This is a genomic window from Variovorax paradoxus, from assembly GCF_030815975.1.
Lineage (GTDB): Bacteria > Pseudomonadota > Gammaproteobacteria > Burkholderiales > Burkholderiaceae_C > Variovorax > Variovorax paradoxus_N.
The window spans coordinates 442,577-465,841 of the sequence record NZ_JAUSXL010000001.1; the positions used below are offsets into that span (position 1 = coordinate 442,577).

24 protein-coding genes are annotated in these 23,265 nt (G+C 67.6%); 11 read left to right on the plus strand and 13 right to left on the minus strand.

Going from position 1 to position 23,265, the window contains the following annotated elements:
• Window positions 1-6: 6 nt before the first annotated feature.
• The 8 genes from QFZ47_RS02070 to QFZ47_RS02105 all read right to left on the minus strand — a co-directional run bounded on the left by QFZ47_RS02070 (window position 7) and on the right by QFZ47_RS02105 (window position 9,118).
• On the minus strand, window positions 7-867 hold the full coding sequence (locus QFZ47_RS02070; RefSeq protein WP_307654039.1) for an ABC transporter ATP-binding protein: 861 nt from the start codon (window positions 865-867) through the stop codon (window positions 7-9).
• Window positions 868-892: 25 nt separating this feature from the next.
• Complete coding sequence (locus QFZ47_RS02075; RefSeq protein WP_307654040.1) at window positions 893-1,705, minus strand: ABC transporter permease; 813 nt, start codon at window positions 1,703-1,705, stop codon at window positions 893-895.
• Window positions 1,702-2,547 (minus strand): ABC transporter permease, encoded by an 846-nt coding sequence (locus QFZ47_RS02080; RefSeq protein WP_307654041.1) that lies wholly within the window; start codon window positions 2,545-2,547, stop codon window positions 1,702-1,704. Before QFZ47_RS02080 ends, QFZ47_RS02075 begins: the two co-directional genes overlap by 4 nt.
• A 133-nt stretch (window positions 2,548-2,680) precedes the next feature.
• Window positions 2,681-3,721: an ABC transporter substrate-binding protein gene (locus tag QFZ47_RS02085; RefSeq protein WP_307654360.1), complete on the minus strand. Its 1,041-nt coding sequence runs from the start codon at window positions 3,719-3,721 to the stop codon at window positions 2,681-2,683.
• 65 nt (window positions 3,722-3,786) lie between these two features.
• Entirely contained in the window at window positions 3,787-5,304 is a 1,518-nt protein-coding gene (locus QFZ47_RS02090; RefSeq protein ID WP_307654042.1) for an amidohydrolase family protein, read from the minus strand.
• 195 nt (window positions 5,305-5,499) lie between these two features.
• Window positions 5,500-6,825 (minus strand): NAD(P)/FAD-dependent oxidoreductase, encoded by a 1,326-nt coding sequence (locus QFZ47_RS02095; protein WP_307654043.1) that lies wholly within the window; start codon window positions 6,823-6,825, stop codon window positions 5,500-5,502.
• Between the two features lie 20 nt (window positions 6,826-6,845).
• Complete coding sequence (locus tag QFZ47_RS02100) at window positions 6,846-7,565, minus strand: cupin domain-containing protein (protein WP_307654044.1); 720 nt, start codon at window positions 7,563-7,565, stop codon at window positions 6,846-6,848.
• Between the two features lie 41 nt (window positions 7,566-7,606).
• Window positions 7,607-9,118: an aldehyde dehydrogenase family protein gene (locus tag QFZ47_RS02105; RefSeq protein WP_307654045.1), complete on the minus strand. Its 1,512-nt coding sequence runs from the start codon at window positions 9,116-9,118 to the stop codon at window positions 7,607-7,609.
• 255 nt (window positions 9,119-9,373) lie between these two features.
• On the opposite strand from QFZ47_RS02105, the gene QFZ47_RS02110 reads away from it, so the two are divergent.
• Together QFZ47_RS02110 and map are read left to right on the plus strand one after the other, a co-directional pair.
• Complete coding sequence (locus tag QFZ47_RS02110) at window positions 9,374-9,628, plus strand: ParD-like family protein (protein ID WP_307654361.1); 255 nt, start codon at window positions 9,374-9,376, stop codon at window positions 9,626-9,628.
• Window positions 9,628-10,419: a type I methionyl aminopeptidase gene (gene map, locus QFZ47_RS02115; RefSeq protein ID WP_307654046.1), complete on the plus strand. Its 792-nt coding sequence runs from the start codon at window positions 9,628-9,630 to the stop codon at window positions 10,417-10,419. The genes QFZ47_RS02110 and map overlap by 1 nt, the downstream gene beginning before the upstream one ends.
• A gap of 51 nt (window positions 10,420-10,470) precedes the next feature.
• On the opposite strand, the gene QFZ47_RS02120 is transcribed toward map, so the two are convergent.
• Window positions 10,471-11,619, minus strand: coding sequence for a citrate/2-methylcitrate synthase (locus tag QFZ47_RS02120; RefSeq protein WP_307654047.1), 1,149 nt, complete (start codon window positions 11,617-11,619; stop codon window positions 10,471-10,473).
• A 112-nt stretch (window positions 11,620-11,731) separates the two neighbouring features.
• On the opposite strand from QFZ47_RS02120, the gene QFZ47_RS02125 reads away from it, so the two are divergent.
• From QFZ47_RS02125 to QFZ47_RS02140, 4 genes are all read left to right on the plus strand, one after another.
• Window positions 11,732-12,685, plus strand: a complete 954-nt coding sequence (locus QFZ47_RS02125) for a 2-hydroxyacid dehydrogenase (RefSeq protein WP_307654048.1) — start codon at window positions 11,732-11,734, stop codon at window positions 12,683-12,685.
• A gap of 54 nt (window positions 12,686-12,739) precedes the next feature.
• Window positions 12,740-13,711, plus strand: coding sequence for a Bug family tripartite tricarboxylate transporter substrate binding protein (locus tag QFZ47_RS02130; protein WP_307654049.1), 972 nt, complete (start codon window positions 12,740-12,742; stop codon window positions 13,709-13,711).
• Window positions 13,712-13,765: 54 nt separating this feature from the next.
• A complete protein-coding gene (locus QFZ47_RS02135; RefSeq protein WP_307654050.1) occupies window positions 13,766-14,743 on the plus strand; it encodes a Bug family tripartite tricarboxylate transporter substrate binding protein in 978 nt (325 codons plus the stop codon).
• Between the two features lie 73 nt (window positions 14,744-14,816).
• On the plus strand, window positions 14,817-15,221 hold the full coding sequence (locus QFZ47_RS02140; protein WP_307654051.1) for a nuclear transport factor 2 family protein: 405 nt from the start codon (window positions 14,817-14,819) through the stop codon (window positions 15,219-15,221).
• Here QFZ47_RS02140 and QFZ47_RS02145 read toward each other — a convergent pair.
• Both QFZ47_RS02145 and QFZ47_RS02150 read right to left on the minus strand, forming a co-directional pair.
• On the minus strand, window positions 15,142-16,008 hold the full coding sequence (locus QFZ47_RS02145) for a carboxymuconolactone decarboxylase family protein (RefSeq protein WP_370880555.1): 867 nt from the start codon (window positions 16,006-16,008) through the stop codon (window positions 15,142-15,144). The two genes, QFZ47_RS02140 and QFZ47_RS02145, sit on opposite strands and share 80 nt — an antisense overlap.
• The gene (locus QFZ47_RS02150; protein ID WP_307654052.1) at window positions 15,986-16,477 is read right to left on the minus strand and encodes a (R)-mandelonitrile lyase; all 492 of its coding nucleotides are present in this window, start codon (window positions 16,475-16,477) and stop codon (window positions 15,986-15,988) included. The genes QFZ47_RS02145 and QFZ47_RS02150 overlap by 23 nt, the downstream gene beginning before the upstream one ends.
• Window positions 16,478-16,620: 143 nt before the next feature.
• On the opposite strand from QFZ47_RS02150, the gene QFZ47_RS02155 reads away from it, so the two are divergent.
• Complete coding sequence (locus QFZ47_RS02155; RefSeq protein WP_307654053.1) at window positions 16,621-17,535, plus strand: LysR family transcriptional regulator; 915 nt, start codon at window positions 16,621-16,623, stop codon at window positions 17,533-17,535.
• Window positions 17,536-17,538: 3 nt separating this feature from the next.
• Here the strand turns inward: QFZ47_RS02155 and QFZ47_RS02160 are convergent, their stop codons facing one another.
• Window positions 17,539-17,886, minus strand: coding sequence for a GFA family protein (locus tag QFZ47_RS02160; RefSeq protein ID WP_307654054.1), 348 nt, complete (start codon window positions 17,884-17,886; stop codon window positions 17,539-17,541).
• A 268-nt stretch (window positions 17,887-18,154) separates the two neighbouring features.
• On the opposite strand from QFZ47_RS02160, the gene QFZ47_RS02165 reads away from it, so the two are divergent.
• On the plus strand, window positions 18,155-19,009 hold the full coding sequence (locus QFZ47_RS02165; protein WP_307654363.1) for an NAD(P)-dependent oxidoreductase: 855 nt from the start codon (window positions 18,155-18,157) through the stop codon (window positions 19,007-19,009).
• A gap of 21 nt (window positions 19,010-19,030) precedes the next feature.
• Here the strand turns inward: QFZ47_RS02165 and QFZ47_RS02170 are convergent, their stop codons facing one another.
• On the minus strand, window positions 19,031-20,332 hold the full coding sequence (locus QFZ47_RS02170) for a LysR family transcriptional regulator (RefSeq protein ID WP_307654055.1): 1,302 nt from the start codon (window positions 20,330-20,332) through the stop codon (window positions 19,031-19,033).
• 158 nt (window positions 20,333-20,490) lie between these two features.
• Between QFZ47_RS02170 and QFZ47_RS02175 the strand changes: the two genes are divergently transcribed.
• From QFZ47_RS02175 to QFZ47_RS02185, 3 genes are read left to right on the plus strand one after another with little or no spacing between them, the layout of a single operon-like run.
• Window positions 20,491-21,519, plus strand: a complete 1,029-nt coding sequence (locus QFZ47_RS02175) for an amidohydrolase family protein (RefSeq protein WP_307654056.1) — start codon at window positions 20,491-20,493, stop codon at window positions 21,517-21,519.
• 7 nt (window positions 21,520-21,526) lie between these two features.
• Window positions 21,527-22,228 (plus strand): 4-carboxy-4-hydroxy-2-oxoadipate aldolase/oxaloacetate decarboxylase, encoded by a 702-nt coding sequence (gene ligK, locus QFZ47_RS02180; RefSeq protein WP_307654057.1) that lies wholly within the window; start codon window positions 21,527-21,529, stop codon window positions 22,226-22,228.
• 12 nt (window positions 22,229-22,240) lie between these two features.
• Entirely contained in the window at window positions 22,241-23,257 is a 1,017-nt protein-coding gene (locus QFZ47_RS02185) for a Bug family tripartite tricarboxylate transporter substrate binding protein (RefSeq protein ID WP_307654058.1), read from the plus strand.
• The last annotated feature ends 8 nt before the right edge of the window (window positions 23,258-23,265 follow it).

Here is a 23,265-nt window from a genome sequence, read left to right on the forward strand (position 1 = left end):
CGGCGCTCACCACGCCAGCTGCAGGCGCTGCGGCAGGCCGGTGCCGGCCGTTTCGGGTTGCGGCGCAGCGGCCGGCGTGCGAGCGGTATCGGCATCGAGGAAGTCGCTGAGCACGTCGTCGCGCAAGGCGATGAAGGCCGGGTCGCTGCGGTTGCGCGGGTGCGGCAGGTCGACCTCGACCGTGCGCCGGATGCGGCCGGGCGAGGGCTGCATCACCACCACGCGATCGCCGAGGAATACGGCTTCCTCGACATCGTGGGTCACCAGCAGCATGGTGATTCGCTCCTTCTGCCAGATGCGCTGAAGCTCGTTCTGCAGCCGCGAGCGTGTGAGCGCGTCGAGCGCGCCGAAGGGTTCGTCGAGCAGCAGCACGCGCGGCCGGTTGACGAGCCCGCGCGCGATCGCCACGCGCTGCGCCATGCCGCCGGAGATCTGGTGCGGCCACGATTTCTCGAAGCCCTCGAGCCCGACCAGGGCCACGTGCTCGGCCACCCGTTCGCGCTTCTCCCTGGCGCTGAAGGGCGCATTGCGCAGGCCGACCGCGATGTTCTGCTCCACCGTGAGCCAGGGGAAGAGGCGGTGGTCCTGGAACACGATGCCGCGCTCGCGGCCAGTGCCCGAGATCGGTTCGCCATCCAGCAGGATCCGGCCCTCGTACTGCGCATCGAGGCCGAGGATGAGCCGCAGCAGTGTCGATTTGCCGCAGCCGCTCGCGCCGACGATGCTCACGAAGCGGCCGGCGGGAACATGCAGGTCGATGCCTTCGAGCACCTGCAGTTCGCCGCCACTGGCCTGCGTGTTCGCATAGCGCTTGCCGAGGCCGCGGATGTCGAGTTCGTTGGAGGGATTCGCAAGGAGGGAGGTCATGGAAGGAGAGTGCTTTCTGCGTTGTTCATGCGCGTCCGGTCCAGCGCGCCAGACGGCGCTCCAGCGCGCGGGCCGCGGCGTTCATGAGCCAGCCGACAAGGCCGATCACGAACATGCCGAAGATGACCAGGTCCATCTGGAAATGCTCGCTGCCCTCGATCAGCGTGTTGCCGATGCCGCGGCCGGCCACCAGCAGGTACTCGGCGCCGATGGTTGCGAGCCAGGAATAGATGAGCGCCAGGTACACGCCCGTGAAGATCGAGGGCAGCGCGGCCGGCAGCACCACTTGCGTGACGGTTTGCCAGCGCGTGTAGCCGTAGACGCGCGCCACCTCGAGCAGGCTGGCCGGCGCGGTGCGGATGCCGTCGCAGGTGTTGACCACCACCGGCACCAGCGCGGCCAGCGAGAGAAACACCACCTTGGCCACGTCGCCGAGGCCGAACCAGACGGAGATCAGCGGAATCCACGCGAACAGCGAGATCTGCTTGAAGGTGTTGAAGCTCGGGCCGACGATGCGATTGAAAAGAGGCGACAGCCCCAGCAGCGCGCCGAGCACGAGGCCCGACACGGTGCCGATCAGGAAGCCCGTCGCCTCGCGTGCGAGGCTGGCGCTCAGTGCGCGCCAGAGGCGTCCGCTCGCCACCTGGTCGGCCGCGGTGCCGAACACCTTGGCCGGCGAAACGAGCAGCGCCGAGTTCACGACGTCGAGGGACGACAGCAGCCACCACAGCACGAGTGCCGCCACGGGCAGCACGAAGCCGCGCCAGCGGCTGCGCTGCTCGGGCTGCAGCGGCTGCACGGCAGCCAGTTCGGCGGCATCCCGCGTGGGCGTGTTCATCGCGCGGCTCCGCCCGGTTGGCGCTGGTGCACCGCGGTTTCGAGCCGGTCGAGCAAGCGGTCGATGGCATAGCCGATGGCGCCCACCACGATCACGGCCGCCATCACCAGGTCGAGCTGGAACAGCTGCCGGCCATAGACGATGAGGTAGCCCAGCCCCTCGCTCGATGCCACGAGTTCCACCACGACCAGCGAGAGCCAGGCCTTGGTGAAGCCCAGCCGCACGCCGGTGAAGAGCGTGGGCACGGCGTGCGGCAGCACGATTTCCAGCACCTGCTGGCGCCGCGTGTAGCCGTAGACCTGGCCGACCTCGCGCAGCGCGGTTGGGGTCTGCCGGAAGCCCTGCAGCGTGTTGAGCGCCACCGGCACCAGCGCCGCCTTGGCGATGAGGATGTACTTCAGCGGTTCGCCGATGCCCACGATCAGCAGCACGAACGGAAGCCAGGCCAGCACCGGGATCTGCACCAGCGCATTGAAGGTGGGCAGCACGTAAGCCTCGAAGCTGCGCGACAGGCCCATGGCCGAGCCCAGCGCCAGTCCGAGCACCGTGCCGGCCGCGAAGCCGACGCCCACGCGCGTGAAACTGGTGCTCACGTGCAGCCAGAGATCGCCGCTCGTGGCCAGGTCGCGCAATGTCTCCCAGACGAACTGGGGTGGCGGCAGCACCTGCGGCGAGATCCAGCCCTGCGCGGCGCCCGCGAACCACAGCGCCAGCAGCGCGACGGGCAGGAGCCAGGGGAGGGCGCCTTCGCAGAGACGGCCGATGCGGCGCCAGGGCAGCGACGACGCGGGTGCGTCGCCGCGAGGCTGCGGGACGGCTGTCAGTTCGATTTCGGCGCTCATGGGTATTGCTCCCTCTCCCTCTGGGAGAGGGCTGGGGTGAGGGCGAGCGGCGTTTGCCGATGCGGTGCTTGTGCGAAAGCTGCTGCCCTCACCCTGACCCTCTCCCAGAGGGAGAGGGAACAAGACGGCGCACTCATCGGGCCGCGACCGACTGACCCGCCTTCGCTTGCCCCTTGGCATCGAAGGCCGTCCAGTAGTTCTCCAGGCCCTGCTTCTTCAACGCGTTCTGGAGGTAGCGCGTATCGAACCAGTCGTCGATCGACACCTCGCGGCGGATCAGCTTGAGCTTCTTCGCATCGGCCGCCACGGCCTTGTAGCGCCCGATGATGAAGTCGTCGGCCAGCGGTGAGTTGCGCGCCGCGAGCTGCTGCTGGTCGAACTCCGCCGCCCAGGACGCGACCGGCGTGCCGCTGCGCGCCCAGATGCGGAAGAGCTCATCGCGGTTCTTCTCGTCCGACGACCAGCGCGCCGCGCGCACGAACACGTCGACCACGCGCTGCACCTCGGCCGGGTTGGCCTGCTCGAAGTCCGCGCGCACCAGCAGCGAAGCCTGGCGCGTGAAGGCCGGATCCTGCCCCTGCGTGGAGTACACCACCTTGGCGAGGCCCTGGTCGCGCACCTTGAACCACTCGTAGCCACCGAAGGCCGCATCCACGCCGTTCGACACCAGCGCAGCCTGCGCACTGCCGGTGTCGAGGTTCACGCCCTTGATGTCGCGCTCGGCGAGGCCATTGGCCGCCAGCACGTTGATGGCGACGAGGTGGCCGTTGGTGCCGCGGAAGATCGAGACCGTGCGGTCCTTCAGGTCCTTGATCGACCGGATGTCGGACTTGGGCGGTGCCACCAGGTACAGGTTGTTGCGCGCGCCGCTCACCAGCAGCAGCTTGGTCTTCAGGCCGTTGGAGCGCCCGACGATCGATGGCAGGTCGCCCTGGTAGGCGAAGTCGATCTGCCTGTTCGACAGCGCTTCGTTCACCGCCGGTCCGGCGCCCTTGAAGAACAGCCATTCGACCTTGATTCCGGTTGCCTTGAACTCGTCCTCCAGCCAGTTGTTGACGCGCGCGACGCCGCCGGGCGAGCCACCCCAGGTGACGGGATCGCCGCCGCCCGCGGTGGCCACGCCGATGCGGATCGTGTCCGGCGCTGCCTGCGCGGACGACGCGGCGGCCGCCATCAGCGCCAGCGCGACAAGCGGTGCGGTCCAGCGGCGCAGGACCGCGAGCAGGGTTCGTGTCCGGTTCACTTTGCGCCTTTCAGGCCGAGCTTGCGGCCGACCTCGGTGCCCTCGAAGAAGCGCGGATTCGCCTCGGTATAGAAGCGGTGCGGGTTGTCGAAGACGAAGGCCTTGAAGTCCGCGGCCGAGATCACGCCCTGCTGCACCAGGTCCCAGGTTTCGGCCAGCGGCTCGGTGAACTCGGGCACGTCCCAGTGCCCGACATCGGACGACCAGATCGCATTGATCTTCGTGCCCAGCGGGTTCACCTTGGTGTTGAAGGCCGCCGCCACCGTGCGGTCGTCGGCCTCGGAGCCGAAGTAGAAGTTGTTCACCCAGCGGTCGCGGATGTCCTCGACCTTCTCGATGCCTGCGAGCGCGAAGTCGTCGATCTCCGATTCATTCGGTTCGCGGCTGTGCGGCAGTGCCGAAATGCCGAGGCTGTCGCGCAGCAGCTTCGACTTGTCGATGGTGCGGCCCTTGAGCAGGTCGCCGCCATAGCGCTCGAACAGCGAGGCGAGCAGCTCGATGTCGGCCTCCGCGGGATCGTAGTTGCGCACCGCATTCTTGTTGCGCTTCTCCCAGCGGTCCACCAGGTGCGTGTAGACATGCGAACCCCAGTCCGCGCCGCCTTCGAGCAGGCCCACGCGCAGGCCCGGAAAGCGCCGCGTCACGCCGCCGAAGAACAGCGCCTTGGCAAAGGCCTGCGAGCCATCGGCGAAATGGCCGATGTGGTTGTTCATGTAGTTGCTGATCGACTGCCGGCCCGTCCAGCCCTGGCTGCCGTAGTGCGTGGTGACGGGCACGCCCAGTTCGACCACCTTGGCCCAGAACGGGTCGTAGTCGTGTTCGCTGTCGATGCCATAGAAGTCGATGTAGCCGGTCTGCTTCGCGATCTCCGGGTGCTCCTTCGCCGGATACTTCTCGGCAATGGCGCGGATCGGCCGGCGCACGCCGCCCGCGATGTTGATCACCTTGAGGCCGAGCGTCTTGACCGCGAACTCCAGTTCCTCGATGCCTTCCTGCGGCGTGTGCAGCGGGATGCCCGCCACCGGTGTCAGGCGGTCGGCGTACGGCCGGTACTGGTCGGCATGGAAATGGTTGATCGCACGGTGCAGCGGCTGGCGGTATTCGCTGCCGGCCGCGGCGGGAGAGAGCACGTCGTTGGGAAACAGGATCGAATAGTCCGAGCCTTGCTCGCCCAGGCGCTCGTAGAGCAGCGCGGGCAGCGTGTAGGTGGCCAGGTCGTAGGTGTTGCGCGTCACGCGGGCCCACCAGGGCGCGCGCAGCGTGCGGTGGAACTGGCGCTCTTCGGCCGTCTGCTGGTACCAGTCCTTGCCGCCGCCGTTGCGCGTGACGAAGCGCCCGCCCAGCGCCTTGCGCAGCGCGTCGACGAGTTGGCTGCCGCCGTACTGCGCCACGTAGTCTTCGAGCACCGGCGCGTAGTCGTTGACGTGGACATCCGTGTCGATCACGGGATGGTCGAGGCCGGCCTTCACGGCGGCGGAGCGCGATGCATGCACGCGATTCAAACGATCGTTCATCTGCGGATTCCTTGGAGGGAAAAGGAATGCCGCAGGCTACGCGCGGCCCGCACGACCGCCAAAGAAGGCTTTTGTCGTTGCTTAGCCGCTGCGTGCATAAGGAGCGGCCGCATGGCTCTTCACCGGCCAGGTCCTCCTGGTTGGTGTCGACGCGGATGCAGTCCCGCCGGCCGCGATATCGGCGCCGGCGCGCGCCTAGAAATCAGCGACCTTGCCCCATGCGGAGTCGCTGAATCGGCTGGGCCGATACGGTCTGGGGTCCACGATCGGTTCGGCACCGGTGGCAAGGTCCGCGATCAGGTGGCCGGCGCCGGGACCGATGCCAAAGCCGTGCCCGGAAAAGCCCGCGGCCAGGATGAATCCCGGCAGGGACGGCACCTCGCCGATGCCGGGAACACCGTCCGGCGTGCTGTCGATGTAGCCGGCCCAGGCGTGCGTGATCTTGGCATCGCGAAGTTGGGGCAGCAGTTCGACGGCGCGGCGGTGGGTCTCCCTGACCGCCGGCAAATCGGGCTTCGGATCGAGGATGCGCACCCGCTCCATGGGCGTCGGCGCATCGAGCCGCCAACGCGCGAGCGTTTCATGGCCACCGCGCATGCCTTCCAGACCGCCCGGACGAAGGTTGCGCCAGCGCTTGGCGAACATCGGCACGAATTGCGGAGCGAAGCGCATGAACTGCCCTGTCGGATCCACGCGCGCACGGCCGCTGATGGCCAGTGCGTAGCGTCCGTCGCTGCGGCGCGTCACGGCGACCCCCGCGGTGAACAGGGCATCGGGCAAGCGCTGCTCTACAGGGGACACGCTCAGGATGGATTGGCGTATCGAGGCTTGCGGAAAACGGATGCCGAGCTGCCGACAGAACGAGGAGGCCCAGGCGCCGCCGGCGAGCACGGCCGTCCGGGTCTTGATGACGCCGGCTTCCGTGATCACGCCGCTGACCCGTCCGCCTTCCGTCTCGATGCCGCGGGCAGCGCAATTCTGGTGGACGCTGCCCCCGAGCTTGACGAGCGCAGCGGCCACGGCCGGCGCAGCCTTGCCAGGATCGGCGGTGCCATCGCTGGGCGAGAAGACACCGCCTTTCCAGGCGCGGCCGGTGGCCTGCCCTCGCTCGGCAGCCTCGCGGCCACTCAGCATGTGGGTCGTCACGCCCGCGGTCTTCGCAAAATCGCGCCAGCTGGCCCAGTGGGAAATTTCGGCCTCGTCATCGCTGAGATACAGGAGCCCGCAGCGATGAAAGCCCGTGTCTTCACCGGTTTCGGCGGCAAAGCGTTCCCAGAGATCGAGGCTCTTGCTCGCCATGGGCAGTTCGCGGGCGTCGCGGTTCTGCTGCCGGCACCAGCCCCAGTTGCGGCTCGATTGCTCGGCGCCGATCCTTCCCTTTTCCACCAGGGCCACCGATACGCCGCGCTTGGCCAGGTAGTAGGCGGTAAAGACGCCGATGATGCCGCCGCCGATCACGACGACGTCGGCCGAAGCCGGCAGCGTGGGCGACGTTTGGATGTGGTGCAGCGGAGGGGACATGCTGAATCTCGTTCGCCCGCTCAAGCCGCAACGCTCTGGCACACGTAGAACTTCGCCACGCGATCGCTGCTTTCCCACCCGATCGGTGCGCCCTGGGGCACGAAAAGCGCGTCACCCGTGCCCGCCGACAACACGCTGCCATCAGGGGCTGCGAACCGCACGTTGCCGGCCAGAAGATGCATGAACTCGTTCACGCGATGCGGACGAACAATGCGGTGGTAGGGGGTCGAGTCCCAGGTGCCTGCGAGGTACTGCGCGCCGTCGTCGGTAAAGACGTTGTCGCTGCGGCATTCCGGCGACGGGCCCAGCAGAACTTCCGCGGGCAGCGTGGCGGAGGGCTTGAAGTCGGCATCGGCGTGCAGAGGGAAGAGGCCGCGCTTCGTCGGCCTCTCGCAAGCGGCCGCGCAGAACACGAATCGCACGCGGGACCTGGCCTGGATATGAAGCGAGGTACCGCATCCGATGACGGCGCCCGCCTGGGGACCGACCACCAGCGGGGCCGCGCCGGCCGCCGTCAGGGTCAGCTCGCCCTCGACGACGACAATGGTTTCGATGTGGGGATAGCTTGCGACTTCGAGCTCGCCAATGAAGCTGGTGCGGCCCGCGCTCATCGCGCCAGGTCCTTCCCAGGCGATCTCGCGATGCCGCGCAAAGGGATCGTCCTTGCCGAACGGCGTCCTGCGGAAAGTGGTCGATAAGGGTGCGCCGCCGGCGCGGTGCAGTACGAGGGCCACGGTCATGATTGCTCCTGCGCGATGCGCGATGTCTTCATTGAAAGTTGTCAGTCGGTACCGGGTGCCGAGGCATCCTGAAAGCCAAGAATGGCTTTGGTTTCCAGGTACTCCTCGAGACCTTCTGTTCCGTACTCGCGGCCGTTTCCCGAGCGCCTGTAGCCACCGAACGGCGCATGGGGGCTCCAGGCCGGGTAGTTGATGTGCACCTGCCCGGAGCGGATGCGCGCCGCGACGGCGCGCGCCGCGCCGAGGTCCTTGCCTTGCACATGGGCGCCCAGGCCATAGACCGTATCGTTGGCGATCTCCACAGCCTCGTCCACGCTGTCGTACGGAATGATCGCGAGCACCGGGCCGAAGATCTCCTCCTGCGCAATCTGCATTCGAGGATGCACCGCGGTGAAGATGGTCGGACGGCAGTAGAAGCCGCGACTCAGGGCCTCGGGCCGTCCGGGGCCGCCACAAAGGAGCCGCGCGCCTTCGGCAATGCCGATGCCGATCATTTCCTGCACCCGGTTGAACTGCGCGCGATTCGCCACGGGGCCGTGCGTGGTCTGCTGCGAACGCGGATCGCCCACGACGATGCTGGACGCCGCTTCGAGCGCGATCCGTTCGACCTCCTGGAGGCGCGCGCGGGGCACGAGCATGCGCGTCGGGGCGCTGCAGGATTGGCCGACGTTGCGGAAGGCGGCCCCCACGCCTGCCGGCACGGCATGCACCAGGTCCGCATCCGGCAGGATGAGGTTGGGCGATTTCCCGCCGAGTTCCTGGGTCACGCGCTTCACCGTCGGGGCCGCCGCCTGGGCCACCAGGACGCCGGCCCGGGTCGAACCGGTGAACGAGATCATGTCCACATCGGGATGCTCCGCCAAGGCCGCGCCCACCTCCGCTCCGCTGCCGTTCACCAGATTGAACACACCCGGCGGAAGGCCGGCGTCGTGCATCACCTCGGCAAAGAGCAAGGCACTCAGGGGCGACAACTCGCTGGGCTTCAAGACGACCGTGCATCCTGCTGCCAGGGCGGGCCCGACCTTGGCTGTGATCTGGTAGAGCGGCCAGTTCCAGGGGGTGATCAGGCCGCACACGCCGATGGCCTCGCGCATGATGGCCATGTCGCCCCGATGGCTGACAAACGCATAGCTGCGCGCATTGTCGCGGGCCACGCGGATGTGCTCCGCGGCGGACGGCACCTGGGTGAGGCGCGCAAAGCCGATGGCAGCGCCCATCTCCAGCGAGATCGCCTGAGCGAACAGTTCGGCGCGCTCGAGGACCAGGGAGTGGACGCGATCGAGAAGCATGGCCCTGCTCTGGGCGGAACTCACGGACCAGCTCGTGAATGCACGCCGCGCCGCAGCCACGGCTGCAGCGACGTCTCTTGCGCTGCCGAGCGCGATCTGCGCCACAGGCTCTTCTGTCGATGGGTCGATGACGGAACTGCGAGCTCGCGTTTCGGGTAAGACCCACTCGCCGTCGACAAACATGCGATCCAGGCGGCCAGCGCTTCCGAGGTGTTCGATGATCGAGGAGGCCACGGAGGTCGGCAATGCAGTGGGGAGCGTCATGATGGGAGGAGGTCGGGCTTTCGGATGTTCAAAAGTCTAGGCTGCGTGGCCCTCGCATCGGTGCTGCAATGAGGGTCTTGCACGAAGCAGGCTGCGGTTGTGCGGGTTGCTGCAGCAGATCCTGCCGTCGTGCATGCATCAGAGGCTTTCACGCCCCTCACGCTGAACCGCGTCGAGCCGAGCGTCCGGCGGCCGGGATGATCTGAACTGTACGAAACATATATAATCCGTATACGTTTCATATAAAGGCAAATGATGGGCATCGTGAAAATTTCGGACCTGATGCATGAGAACCTGCGCGTGGCGGGGAACGCCCTCAGCAGGTCCATCAATGCGCAGGCAGAGCACTGGATGCGCGTCGGCATGCTGACCGAGATGCACCCGGAGCTGGACTACCGGGAAATCTGCCAACTGTTGATACAGGCTGAACTCGCTGGAGGCCTGGACATCGCCGTGGCTGTCACAACTCAGTCTGCCAAGGCCCGCGGATCGTCGACCGGAAAACACTAGTGGCTCACGGCATTCCCATCAAGTCCGCCGAGGAGCTCGAGATGGCGCGGCGCGCCGGCAGGCTTGCCGCAGAGGTACTCGCCATGGTCGAGCCCTATGTGGTGCCGGGGGTGAGCACGGAGACGCTCGACCGAATCTGCCACGACCACATCGTGAACGTCCAGGGCGCCATTCCCGCCAACGTGGGGTATCAGGGGTATCCAAAGACCATCCTCACCTCCGTCAACCAGGTGGTCTGTCACGGCATCCCCTCGCCGGCCAAGGTTCTGAAGAAGGGCGACATCATCAACATCGATGTCGCCGTCATCAAGGATGGCTGGTTCGGCGATACCAGCCGCATGTACTTCGTCGGAGCCCCCGGTGTGTTGGCCCGGCGCCTGGTGGAGGCCACGTACGAGGCAATGCTGGCCGGAATCCGGCAGGTCAGGCCCGGAGCGACTCTGGGCGATATCGGCCATGCCATCCAGTCGGTCGCCCAGCGGGAGCAATTCGGCGTGGTGCGCGAATACTGCGGGCACGGCATCGGCCAGATCTACCACGATGAGCCGCAGGTGCTGCACTACGGGCAGCGCGGGGCGGGGCTCAAGCTGGAACCGGGGATGGTCTTCACCATCGAACCGATGCTCAACGCGGGAAAACGCGAAACCAGGCAATTGCCCGACGGTTGGACCGTCGTGACAAAGGACGGGTCGCTGTCCGCCCAGTGGGAACACATGGTAGCCGTCACGCCCGAGGGATATGAAGTGCTTACGGCCTGGCCGGGAGGCACGGGCAGCTACGCGCCGGTCTGACGCTTGGCTGGATGAGGCTCGACTCCGGGCAATTGCATCGATGCGGACAGGTCATGCGGGTTCGGGCATCGGCCCCACATAGCGCCCGCGTGGGCGAATGACTTGCGCGACGCCCAGTTGCTCCAGGCTGTGCGCCAACAGCCCGACGCTGCGCGCGGTAGCGAACAGGCCGAAGGCCGCGTCGGCAGGAAGCCGATGGTGGGCGACCATGGCGGCCAGCGCGACGTCGATGTTGGGCTGCAACCCGGTCAGCTTCGTCACCTTTGCGATGAAGCGCGCGATCACCTTGGGAGGCTCGAACAAGGCCAGCAATGCGGCGGCGCGGGGATCGCCATCGGGATAGAGGTGATGGCCAAATCCGGCCAGCGACAAGCCATTCGACAGGTAGTGGGCCAGCACCTGATCCTCGCCCAGCCGCTCCACCTCGCTGAACAGTGCCCGGACGCGGCCCGAGGCGTCGCCGTGCAAGGGGCCGGAGAGCGTGGTCAATCCGGCCAGCAGGCATACCGGCAACGAGGCGCCGGTCGACGCGGCAATGCGTGCGACAAAGGCCGAACTGGTCAGCTCGTGATCGGCCAACAGCACCAAGGCTGTTCGCAGCAAATCAGCCACCTTGGAAGATTGCTTCCACCCTTTCGCCAAGCGCAGATGCAACGGTTCGCGGCCTGGTGAAGCACCGAACGCGTTGGCCAGCTGGCCCACCAGACCCTGGCCCTCGGCATGCAGCACCCGGGTCAGACGCCCACCCGTGGAATGCCCGGCGGCCGCCAGGCTGGCCAGCGCGGCGAAGGCCGCGCCCCGCCCCGGCTTGCCGGAACGCAGGGACGCCGTGCAAGCGAAATCGACGGCATGCTCGGCGCCCCACAAGAGTTGCGCCGCGTCTTCCAGCGTGGCGGTCCGGGCCATGCGCACGGCGTCGCAGCCCCGGTAGTACGGCCGCCCGCGGAAGAACGCGCACAGGGCCGTGGGAATGCTGGGCTCCGACCCGAACAGCGTGTTGGCGGCCAGCGTCTCGTGCTTGCGGCCGGCTTGCTTGCGCCTGGCCAGGCCGGCAACGTCCTCGGCGCGGTAGAGCCTGCGCCGCGTGTCGGCCGGATCGGGCATGACCTCGAGCTTGCCGCGGCTCACGTACGCGTAGATCGTCTGAGGCTGAACACCCAGAAGCCGGCACGCCTCGGTCATTGAAATCCAGGAAGCCATGGGCAGGTCGACAGAGTCAATTTCTATTGATTATATGTATCAAGATTGACGATAACGTCAATCTATTAATAGCATGGACCCAGCTCCGTGAAGAGCGTTCTCGAACAGCGATATGAAACCCCAAGTCCTTCAACTCAATCCGATCCTGATTCCCGCCGTCAACGACAAGCTCGCCTCGCTCTACGCCGTGCACAAGCACTTCGAGCTGCCCGATCCGGAGGGCTGGCTGCGTGAACACGGCGCGTCGATCGACGCCGTGATCACCGGCGGGCACACCGGCATCTCGCGCGCGATGCTGGAGCAGTTGCCCGGCCTGAAGGTGGTGGCTGTCAATGGCGTCGGCACCGACGCGGTGGACCTGGCGTACTGCCGAGAGCGCGGCCTGCCCGTCACCGCAACGCTGGGTGCGCTGACCGAAGACGTGGCCGACCTGGCCATCGGCCTGCTGATTGCGGCTTGCCGAAACCTGTGTGCGGGCGACCGCTTTGTGCGGGACGGCCGGTGGGAGCTTCATCCCCAGCCCGGCGCCATTCCGCTCGCCCGGCGGTTCAGCGGCATGCGCATCGGCATCGTCGGAATGGGCCGGGTGGGCCGCGCCGTCGCCGTGCGGGCGGCCGCCTTCGCTTGCCCCATCCGCTACACCGACCTGCGCGCCATGGACGACGTCGCGTACCGCTTCATGCCCAGCCTGGTGGACCTGGCGCGCGAGTCGGACGCGCTGGTGCTGTGCGCAGCCGCGGACCAGGCCGAAGGCATCGTCGACGCGGCCGTGCTCGACGCGCTGGGGCCGCGCGGCTTTTTGGTCAACGTCGCGCGCGGCCGGCTCGTCAACGAAGCCGACCTGACGCAGGCGCTGGTTGCCGGCCGCATTGCGGGTGCGGGCCTGGACGTGTTCGTCGACGAACCGCGCGTGCCGCTGGCGCTGCGCCAGTCCGAGCGCGCGACGCTGCAGGCCCACCGCGCCAGCGCCACTTGGGAGACCCGCACCGCCATGGCCGAGATGGTGCTGGCCAGCGTCGCCCAGGCCCTGGCAGGCGAGCGCCCGGCCATGAGCCTGACCACCTGAGCCCCTGCGTTCGCGGCGCAGCGACCGCACCCAAAGCTATAAAAGGAGACACCCTTGTTCACTCGACGCCTTGCCATTCCCCTGGCCCTTGCCCTCTGCGCCATCCACGCGCCAAGCTTCGCGCAGAGCTTTCCTGCGCGCCCCGTCACACTGGTGGTTCCGTTCCCGCCGGGTGGCGGGACGGACACCGGCGGCCGCGTCATCGCCGAGCAGTTGAGCCGCCGCTGGGGCCAGCCTGTGGTCGTGGAGAACAAAGGAGGCGCTGCCGGGCAGATCGGCGCCGAATTCGTCGCCAAGTCCAAGCCGGACGGCTACACGCTGCTGCTGGGCAACATCGGGACGCAGGCGATCAATCCCTTGCTGTATCCCAGGCTGCCCTACGACGCCGACAAGGCCTTTGCGCCGGTCTCCCTGGTGGCCGAGCTGCCGCTGGCGATGATGGTCAATCCATCGGTCCCCGCGAAGACGGCGGCTGACTTCGTAGCGCTGGCCAAGTCCAGGCCGGGCCAGATGAGCTACAGCAGTTCGGGCGCCGGCGGCGCGCCGCACCTGGCGGCCGAGATGTTCAAGGACCAGACCGGTTCCTTCATCCTGCATGTGCCTTACCGCGGCGGCGGCCCGGCCATCGCCGACCTGCTCGCGGGCCATGTGCAGCTGTCGTTCATGACCGTGCTGGAGGCCTCCGGCCACATCAAGGCGGGCAAGCTGCGTGCGCTGGCCGTGACCGGCGACAAGCGCGTACCGGCATTTCCCGAAGTTCCCACGCTCGCGGAAAGTGTGGTTCCCGGCTTCAACGCGATCTCCTGGATCGGCCTGCTGGCGCCGGCGGGCACGCCGCCGGACGTGGTGGACAAGATCGCCGCCGACCTGCGCGCCGTGCTGTCCGACGAAGCGGTCAAGGCACGCTTCGTGGGCCTGGGCGGCGTACCGCGCGCCACATCGCCGCAGGAGTTTGCCCGGCTGATCGCCGACGACAAAGGCCGCTACGCCCAGATCATCCGCAGCCGCAAGATCACGATCGAGTGAGCGCGGCAAGCAGGCATTCGAATACGACAGACCCACCCCGAAGAGGAGACATCCATGCAGCTCACATCCCTGATCAAGATCCTTGCGGTTTCGGCGTCGCTGGCCGCGATGCCGATCGCCGCATCGGCCGAGGCGGCTTACCCGGCCCGCGCCATCAAGATCATCGTGCCCGCCCCGCCGGGCGGCGCAATCGACACCATTGCCCGCGTCGTCGGGGACAAGCTCGCGGTGTCGATGGGCCAGCCGGTGATCGTCGACAACAGGCCCGGCGCGTCCAACAACCTCGGTACCGACGTTCTCGCCAAGTCGGCGCCCGACGGCTACACGATCGGCATCGTGGGCGGCAGCCACAACATCAACAAGTTCCTGTTCAAGAACCTCGGCTGGGATCCCTCGACGAGCTTCGAGCCCATCGTCTACAGCCACGAGGTCCCGTTGGTGTTCGCCATCTACCCGCAGCTTCCGGCCAGGACGCTGCCGGAGTTCGTGGCCTGGATGAAGGCTCACCCGGACGAAGCCAAGGTCGCCACCTCCGGCCGCGGCAGTGCGCAGGAAATGGCGGCCGAGATGTTCCGCATGGCGAGCGGTGCGCAGATGCTGCTGGTCCCCTACAAGGGCTCATCCGCCGCGCACCCGGATCTGCTGGCCGGACGCACCGCGCTCTTCATCGACACCATCAGCGCCATCCTGCCGCAGGTGAAGGCCGGCAATGCGCGGGCTGTCGCGGTGTCGACGCGCAAGCGGACACGCTTGCTGCCCGACGTGCCCACCGCCGACGAGCAGGGGTTCAAGGGCTACGACGCCAATACGAATGGCGGGTTCCTGGCGCCGGCCGGCACGCCCAAGGCCATCGTCGCCAAGCTGAATGCCGAGATCAACGCGGCGCTGAAGCTGCCCGATGTGCGGGCGAAGCTGGAGGCCGCCGGCATAGAGATACAGGGCGGCACGCCGCAGGAGTACGCCGCGCTGATCAAGTCCGACCTCGCCAAGTGGGGCAGGGTGGTCAAGGAGGCGGGGATCCAGGCGGAATGAGGGCAGGTGGTCTGGCCGGAATCGGACTAACCTTGGCGTTCGAGCCACTGATCGATGCTGGAGGTGCCTGATCATGCAAACGGTAATTCCTGAAGTAACCACGGAAATGCTGCAAGCATTTGCCGATGCGTGGAATCGGCACGATGTCGATGCACTCATGTCGTTCATGACGCCCGACTGCGTCTTCGAATCCTCCGCCGGCGCCGAGGCCTGCGGCGCCCGGTACGTCGGCGGCGCGGCGGTGCGAGCGGCTTTTGCGGAAGTCTGGACCGTCTTTCCCGACGCCCACTGGGGGAGCGCGCGCCATTTTGTCCACGGGGACCGGGGAGTGTCGGAATGGACGTTCACGGGAACGCGCAGCGACGGAACCCGCGTCGAAGTTCAGGGCTGCGATCTGTTTACTTTTCGTGCCGGCAAGATTCTTCTGAAGAACTCCTACCGCAAGAGCCGTCAGCCGGCTGCGGCGCCGCCGCGGTGACGCCTGCTTGCGTCGCCCCCGGTGCGCGGGCACGCTGGCGAGCCAGGGCTTCACGGGCCCTGTGGGCTGCACCCGCGTCTACGCGGTCTGCAAGCACCTGGGTCAGCTGATCCAGTTGGGGCGCGGTGATGCCCACGTTCATGCTGATGCGCATGTGGGATTGGAGCTGGGATTCGGCGCCCGGTAGCACCGACAGCATGCCGACGGTTGCCAGCTCGCGGCTCGGCCAGTCGAGGTTGTCGCGCTCGAACATATCGCCGAAGAGGTGCGTCTTCAGGTATTCGTCGATGGCCGGCGCGAAATCGAACAATGCGCCCTTGACCGGTCCATTGGCGAGCTTCGTCTGGTTGGCCGTGCCGGCTGCCAGCAGGGCGTCGCCCTTCGGGATGGGGCGCGAGGGCAGCTGCCCCTGCTTGTCCTGGACACCGCGCTGCTTGCGGGCATCCATGACCTTCATCAGTTCGCCCAGCGCATTGAGGCTGCGCGGGAATCCGGCATAGGCATACACCTGCACCAGGATCTCTTTCGCGTCGTTGATGGCAAGGCCCGCATCGAGCCCCTGTTCGAGCGCGGTGTTCAGGCGAACGATGTCGCCCGCCGCTGCCAACGCCGCAATGGGGATGATGGATTGCTGGCGCAGCGAAAGCGTCTCGGATGCGGTGCGCGCGGCGTTCATGTTCGTGGACTCCCGGGACTGCGTGCCAGCATGGCACGGCGCGGCGGCCAGGCACAGGGCCAAGGCCAGCGCGGCCGCCTTGCAATGCCTAGCGTTGGTTGTACTGCTCATCGCTGACCTTCTCCATCCACTCGACGTTCTTGCCGTCCACGGTGCCGGTGACGGCCAGATGAACCAGTGCCGTGAAGGGGGCGGCGCCATGCCAGTGCTTGACGCCGGGCGGGCACCAGACGACATCGCCGGGGCGGATCTCCTGCACGGGCTTGCCCCACTCCTGGGTCAGGCCGACGCCCGACTGGACCACCAGGCGTTGTCCGGCCGGGTGGGTGTGCCAGGCGGAGCGGGCGCCGGGCTCGAAGGTCACGAGGCCGCCGGAGGCATTGAGGGTTTCGGTGGCGGGCCAGACCGGGTCGACACGAACGCGGCCGGTGAAGTATTCGGCGGGGCCGACCGCGGAAGCTTGGCTGCCCGCCCTCGCGATCTGCTGGGCCGCCCCCGGGGCCGGTGCGGGTTCGGCGCCTGCGCCGATGGAATTCAGGGCCGCAAGGTAGAGCGCGGCCTTCAAGGGTCGGATGCACATGGGGGATTCAACTCCTGGTCGTCGATGGAAAGAAAGAACTGCGCCGCCGCTGTCGGAGCGACGGGGATGCATGAACTTTAGGGACATCACGGCCGGTTGAGAAGGAAGCAAAATCGGGATGCTTATGTGAATGTGGCTCACCAATGGCAAAAGAAAACCTGAATGACCTCCAGGCCTTCGTCGTGGTTGCGCGCGAACGCAGCTTCACCCGCGCCGCCGCCCAGATGGGCGTGTCGCGCTCGGCGCTCAGCCATTCGATGCTGGCGCTGGAGGCCCGCCTGGGCGTGCGCCTGCTGACCCGCACCACGCGCAGCGTCTCCGTGACCGAGGCGGGTGCCCGGCTCCTCAACACGCTGGCCCCGCGATTGCAGGACATCGAGCGCGAGCTCGAATCCCTCACAGCGATGCGCGACAAACCGGCCGGCACGGTTCGCATCACCACGCATGACCATGCGATTGCCACGGTGCTGTGGCCCAGGCTCCTGCCCCTGCTCAAGCAGTACCCGGACATCGAGGTGGAGTTCAGCGTCGACTACGGCTTTACCGACATCGCAGCCGAAAGGTTCGATGCAGGCGTGCGCGTGGGGAACCGCGTCGACAAGGACATGGTGGCGGTGCCGATTGCACCGCCGCTGAGGATGGCGGTCGCGGCCTCGCCGGAATACCTCGCGGGCAAGCCTGTGCCGGTGAAGCCCGCAGACCTGACGGCGCATCGCTGCGTGAACTTGCGGCTCCCCACGCACGGCGGCCTGTACGCCTGGGATTTCCAGAAAGGAAAGAAGCAGGTCAGTGTGCGGGTGCAAGGCCAGACGGTGTTCAACAACACCTTCCTGATGCTGCGCGCGGCACTGGACGGCATGGGCTTCGCCTACGTGCCTTTCGACATCATGGAACTGCACATCAAGGAGGGGCGGCTGGTTCCGGTCCTGCAGGACTGGTGGCCGACCTTCCCGGGCTACCACCTCTACTACGCCAATCGCCGCCAGCTTTCCCCGGCGCTTGCCCTGGTCATCGAAGCCTTGAGGTACCGGGCGCCGCCACCCAGGCGAACGAGGTGACTTCTACTTCGAACGCCCGTCGAAATGCTGCACCGGCACCGCCTGCAGGTCGATGCCTTCGAGGCAGCGGATATTGATGGCCGCCATCTTGTTGCCCTTGGGATCGGCGCCTTCGCCAAAGGGATGGATGCCGCAGACCCCGCAGAAGCGGTGCGAGATCACGTGCTTGTTGAACAGGTAGGTGCTCATGTCTTCGGGCGGCGTCTTCAGCCTGAGCTGTTCGTGCGGCACGAACCACAGCAGCGACCCCTTGCGCTGGCACATCGAGCAATTGCATGCCATGGCCCCCTGCAGTTCGCCTTCGACCTCGAAGGCGATCCGGCCGCAGTGGCAGCTTCCTTGGTAATTCATCGTCATGGGTCCTCCGGAAGAAAACAGGTTCGCAAGTTCGCACGTGCAGGATGCGGGCAAGGCGAGCATCGCTCATCGGGCCAAGCACCCCGTCGAGTTTGGTACGCTGCGCCTGCCTGCAGACCAGTTCGCGCGCCAGATCTTGCCGCGCGATCGATGCCCGGCCGAAGCCTACTCCAAAGCGGAGCGCGGCCCCCGGTTTCGGACAGTGGCCCTGCATGCCTGACACATCGCAACCCAGGAGACTCCCTTGAAAAAGAACATCGGCATGATCGGCATCGGCATGATGGGCCACGGCATTGCCAGCAACATCGCCAGGCACGGCTACCCGCTGGCCGTGCTCGAGCATCCGGGCAACCAGCCGCTGGACGCGCTCAAGGCCGCGGGCGCGCGCAGCTTCGCGCGGGCGGCCGACCTGGCCGCGCAGTCCGACATCGTCATCCTCGTGCTCACGGGCTCGCCCCAGGTCGAGGCCGTGCTCACGGGTGAAGGCGGCGTGCTGCAGGGCTTGCGCCCGGGCAGCATCGTCATCGACTGCTCCACCGCGATTCCCGCCTCCACGCTGCGCATGGCCCAGGCCGTGCAGGCTGCGGGCAGCCGCTTCCTGGACACGCCGATGACGCGCACGCCGAAGGAAGCGGCCGAAGGCCGGCTCAACCTGCTGGTGGGCGGCGATGCGGCGCTGCTCGAAGAGTGCCGGCCGCTGCTGTCGTGCTTTGCCGAGAACATCCTGCACGCGGGCCCGGTGGGCGCGGGCCATGGCATGAAGCTCCTGCACAACTTCGTCTCGCTGGGCACGGTCGCGTTGATCGCCGAGGCGGCCGCCTGTGCGGGCCAGCACGGCGTGGCGCCCGAGGTGTTCGTGGAGATCCTGGCCAAGGGCGGCGGCGGCGGCGTGGCGCTGGAGCGGCTCCGTCCCTACCTCACGGCCAAGGACACGTCGAGCCTGCGCTTTTCGATCGCCAACGCGAGCAAGGACCTCGGCTACTACAACACCATGGCGGGCGATGCCGGTGCGCACCGCGACATTGCGGCGGCGGTGCTGCAGACGCTGCAGCATGCGCAGGGCCTGGCGCCCGAGGCCCTGGTGCCCGAGCTCGCGGACCTGCTGGCCCGGCGCTGAGCGCCAGCGGCCGCCCGCAATTCACTGGCCGCGGCTTCCTGCCTTGGTGCGGAAGTCGGGCGAGCGGGCGACCACCGCGCGGATCTCCTGCATCAGCGCGCGCGCGCCCGGCGAGGGGAACGCGCCGAGGCGCTGGCTCAGGCCGATCTCGCGCCGCGTCTCCGCGAGCGGAAAGTCCAGCACCACCAGGCTGGCGTCGCGGATCTCGTAGCGCAGCTGGTGGGCCGAGATCGCGGTCAGCATGTCGCTCTCGAGCAGCAGGCCGCGCAGCACGGCGAGGTCGCCGGTTTCTACGGCGGGAATGGGCGGCGCTTCGCGTGCCGCCGAGAAAAAGCGCTCGAGCAGCTCGCGCGACGGCGTGCCCTGCCGCGAGAGCGCCCAGCTCGCCTGCCGCAGCGCATCGAAGTCGACACGCACGCCGCGCGCGAGCGGATGGCCGGCGCGCGCGATCACCGAGATGCGGTCCTCGAACAGCGCTTCCTGCTGCAGGTCGCCGGCCTCGGCGCTGCTGCGCAGCGCGCCGAGGATGAAGTCGATGTCGCCGCTGCGCAGCGACGCCGCCAATGCGTCATAAGGGCTTTCGACCGTGGCGATGTGCAGCCCCGGGTGCTGCGCCAGCAGCGAGGCGATGGCCAGCGGCAGTATCTGCGTGCGGCCGAGCGGCAGCGCCCCCACGTTCACGCTGCCCTGCAGCATGCCTTCGCAGGCCGCGATGTCCGGCCCGATGTGGCGCAGCTCCGCGAGCACGCGCTTGAAATAGAAGGCCACGATGTCGCCGGCCGGCGTGGGCACGAGCCCGCGCGTCCTGCGCTCGAGCAGCGCTACACCGAGCCCGCCTTCGAGGTCCTTCAGTGCGCGGCTGATCGCCGGCTGCGTGATGCCGAACTCGCGCGCGACCGCCGGCATGTTGCGCTTTTCGACCAGGCTCGCAATCACCGCGAGGCGGCGGCCATTGAGGATCGATGCGAACAGCGAATGCACGTCGGCGGAGGCACCGATGCCGCCGCGCGCCGCGAGCTGGGCGCGCGCGTCCTCGAACTCGCGCTCGATGCGGCGCGCGCGCACCAGCACCAGGTCGCCGTAGGAATTGAGCGCCATGCCGCGCGCGCCGCGGTCGAACAGCGGTCGGCCGAGCGCGCCTTCGAGCTCGGAGATGGAGCGCGTCACGCCCGAGGCGACGCGGAACAGCTGCTCGTCCGCGGCCCTGGCGATGCTGCCGGCCGCCGCCACGGCCGAGAACGCGCGCAGGTGCCGCAGGTTGATGCCGAGCGCGCGCGTGTGCGTGTGGTCGATAACTTTGTCTCGCGAATATGCAGGGGTCATCTTTGGACCGATGTTCTCGTGCCAGGTCGCGCGATCACATCCCGGGTAAACCCTGTCCGATAAAAAAGTCTGATGGTAGATCAACCCGAACTCACGCCACGCGGCGGCGTGAAGAACCACACTTGCCGCACACCATCGAGCGACCTACGGAACTGCCAATGATCATCGACTGCCACGGCCACTACACCACGGCGCCCAAGGCGCTGGAGAACTGGCGCAACCAGCAGATCGCGGGCCTGAAGGACCCTGCGCTGAAGCCGCGGGCCGCCGACCTGAAGATCAGCGACGACGCGCTGCGCGAATCGATCGAGGGCAACCAGCTGCGCCTCATGAAGGAACGCGGCAGCGACCTGACGATCTTCAGCCCGCGCGCAAGTTTCATGGCGCATCACATCGGCGATTTCGAAACCTCGTCGACCTGGGCCGCCATCTGCAACGAGCTGTGCTTTCGCGTGAGCGAGCTGTTCCCGGACCATTTCATCGGCGCGGCCATGCTGCCGCAGTCGCCGGGCGTGGACCCGCGCAGCTGCATTCCGGAACTGGAGCGCTGCGTGCGCGAATACGGCTTCGTGGCCATCAACCTCAACCCCGATCCCTCGGGCGGGCACTGGACTTCGCCGCCCTTATCGGACCGCCACTGGTACCCGCTCTACGAGAAGATGGTCGAGCACGACATCCCGGCGATGGTGCATGTGAGCACGAGCTGCAACGCCTGCTTCCACACCACCGGCGCGCACTACCTGAACGCCGACACCACCGCCTTCATGCAATGCCTCACGTCGGACCTGTTCACCGACTTCCCCACGCTGCGCTTCGTGATCCCGCACGGCGGCGGCGCGGTGCCCTACCACTGGGGGCGCTTTCGCGGGCTGGCGCAGGAGATGAAGAAGCCGCTGCTGAAGGACCACCTGCTCAACAACATCTTCTTCGACACTTGCGTGTACCACCAGCCGGGCATCGACCTGCTGACCCGCGTGATTCCGGTCGACAACATCCTGTTTGCGAGCGAGATGATCGGCGCGGTGCGCGGCATCGATCCCGAGACCGGCTTCTTCTACGACGACACGCGCCGCTACATCGACGCCACGCCCATGCTCGACGCGAAGGCGCGACACAAGGTGTTCGAAGCCAACGCGCGCCGCGTCTATCCGCGCCTGGACCGCGCACTCATCGCCAAGGGGCTCTGATCTCATCATGTCTTCTTCCAACACCCTCCAGCAGCTTGGCGTGGTCCACCGCAACGTGGCGCGCGCGGATGCCGCCGCCGTCGAAAAGCTCTCGCGCTTCGGCGTATCGACCGTGCACGAGGCGCTCGGCCGGCTCGGGCTGATGCAGCCGCGCATCCGTCCGATCCATCCCGATGCGCGCTTCTGCGGATCGGCCGTCACGGTGCTGCTGCAGCCCGGCGACAACTGGATGCTGCATGTGGCGGCCGAGCAGATCCAGCCCGGCGACGTGGTGGTCGCGGCCTGCACCAGCGACAGCACCGACGGCTTTTTCGGCGACCTGCTCGCCACCTCCTTCCAGGCACGCGGCTGCAAGGGCCTGGTGATCGACGGCGGCGTGCGCGACGTGCGCGACCTCCACGCGATGGGCTTCCCCGTGTTCAGCCGCGCCATCCATTCGAAGGGCACGATCAAGGCCACGCTCGGCTCGGTCAACGTACCGGTGGTGTGCGCGGGTGCGCTGGTGTATCCGGGCGATGTGGTGGTGGCCGACATCGACGGCGTGGTGGTGGTGCCTGCGGCACGCGCGCAGCAGGTGGCCGACGCGGCCGAAGCGCGCGAGGCCAACGAAGCGGCCAAGCGCGCGCGCTTCGCGGCCGGCGAGCTCGGGCTCGACATGTACGCCATGCGCGAGCCGCTCGCCAAGGCGGGCCTGCGCTACGTCGACTGAGGGCAGGACGGCATGGCTCGCATCATTGGCGCCGCGACACCCGGCATCACCCGTCGCCAGGCCTGCCTCTGGTCCGCAGGCAGCGCGCTCTGGCTCGCGAGCCGCAGCGCCGCGGCCGAGGCCTATCCGGACCGTCCGCCGCACCTCGTCGTTCCGTTCACGCCCGGTGGCTCCACCGACGTGCTGGCGCGCGGCATCGGGCAGGAGCTCGGCCGCGCGTGGAACCAGGCCGTGGTGGTCGACAACGTGCCCGGCGCGGGTGGCTCCGTCGGCGCGGAAAAAGTCGCGAAGGCGCCCGCGGACGGCTACACGCTGCTGATGGGGCACATCGGCACGCTGGCCATCAATCCGTCTCTCTACCCGAAGCTCGGCTACCACCCGCTGCGCAGCTTTGCGCCCGTGGCGTGGGTCGCGCGCGTGCCGAACGTGCTCGTGGTTCATGCGTCGGTGCCGGCGCGCACGCTGGCCGAGCTGATCGCGCTGGCGAAGTCGAAACCGGGCCAGCTGGCCTACGGCTCCGGCGGCAACGGCAGCGCGGCGCACATCGCGATGGAATATCTCAAGCTGCAGACCGGCGCCTCGCTGCTGCACATTCCCTACCGCGGCACCGCGCCGGCCGTGAACGACCTGCTGGCGGGCCAGCTGCAGGCACTCTTCACCGGCACGCCCGCACTGCTGCCGCACATCAGGGCCGGCAAGCTGCGCGCACTTGCGGTGTCGAGCCCGCGCCGCATCGCGCTGCTGCCCGACGTGCCCACGGTGGCCGAGAGCGGCGTGGCCGGCACGAAGGATTTCGAAGCCGACCAGTGGTACGGCGTGGTCGCGCCGGCCGCAACGCCGGGCGCGATCGTCTCGATGCTGAACCAGCAGATCAACCATTCGCTCGATTCGGCGGAGGTCAAGGCGCGCCTCGCGGCCGAAGGTGCCGAGGCCACGCCCGCCACGCCGCAAGCCTTCGGCCAGCTGATCGCGAGCGAAATGGCTCGATGGGAGCGCGTGATCAAGTCGGCCCGCATCACCGTCGATTGAAGCGAACC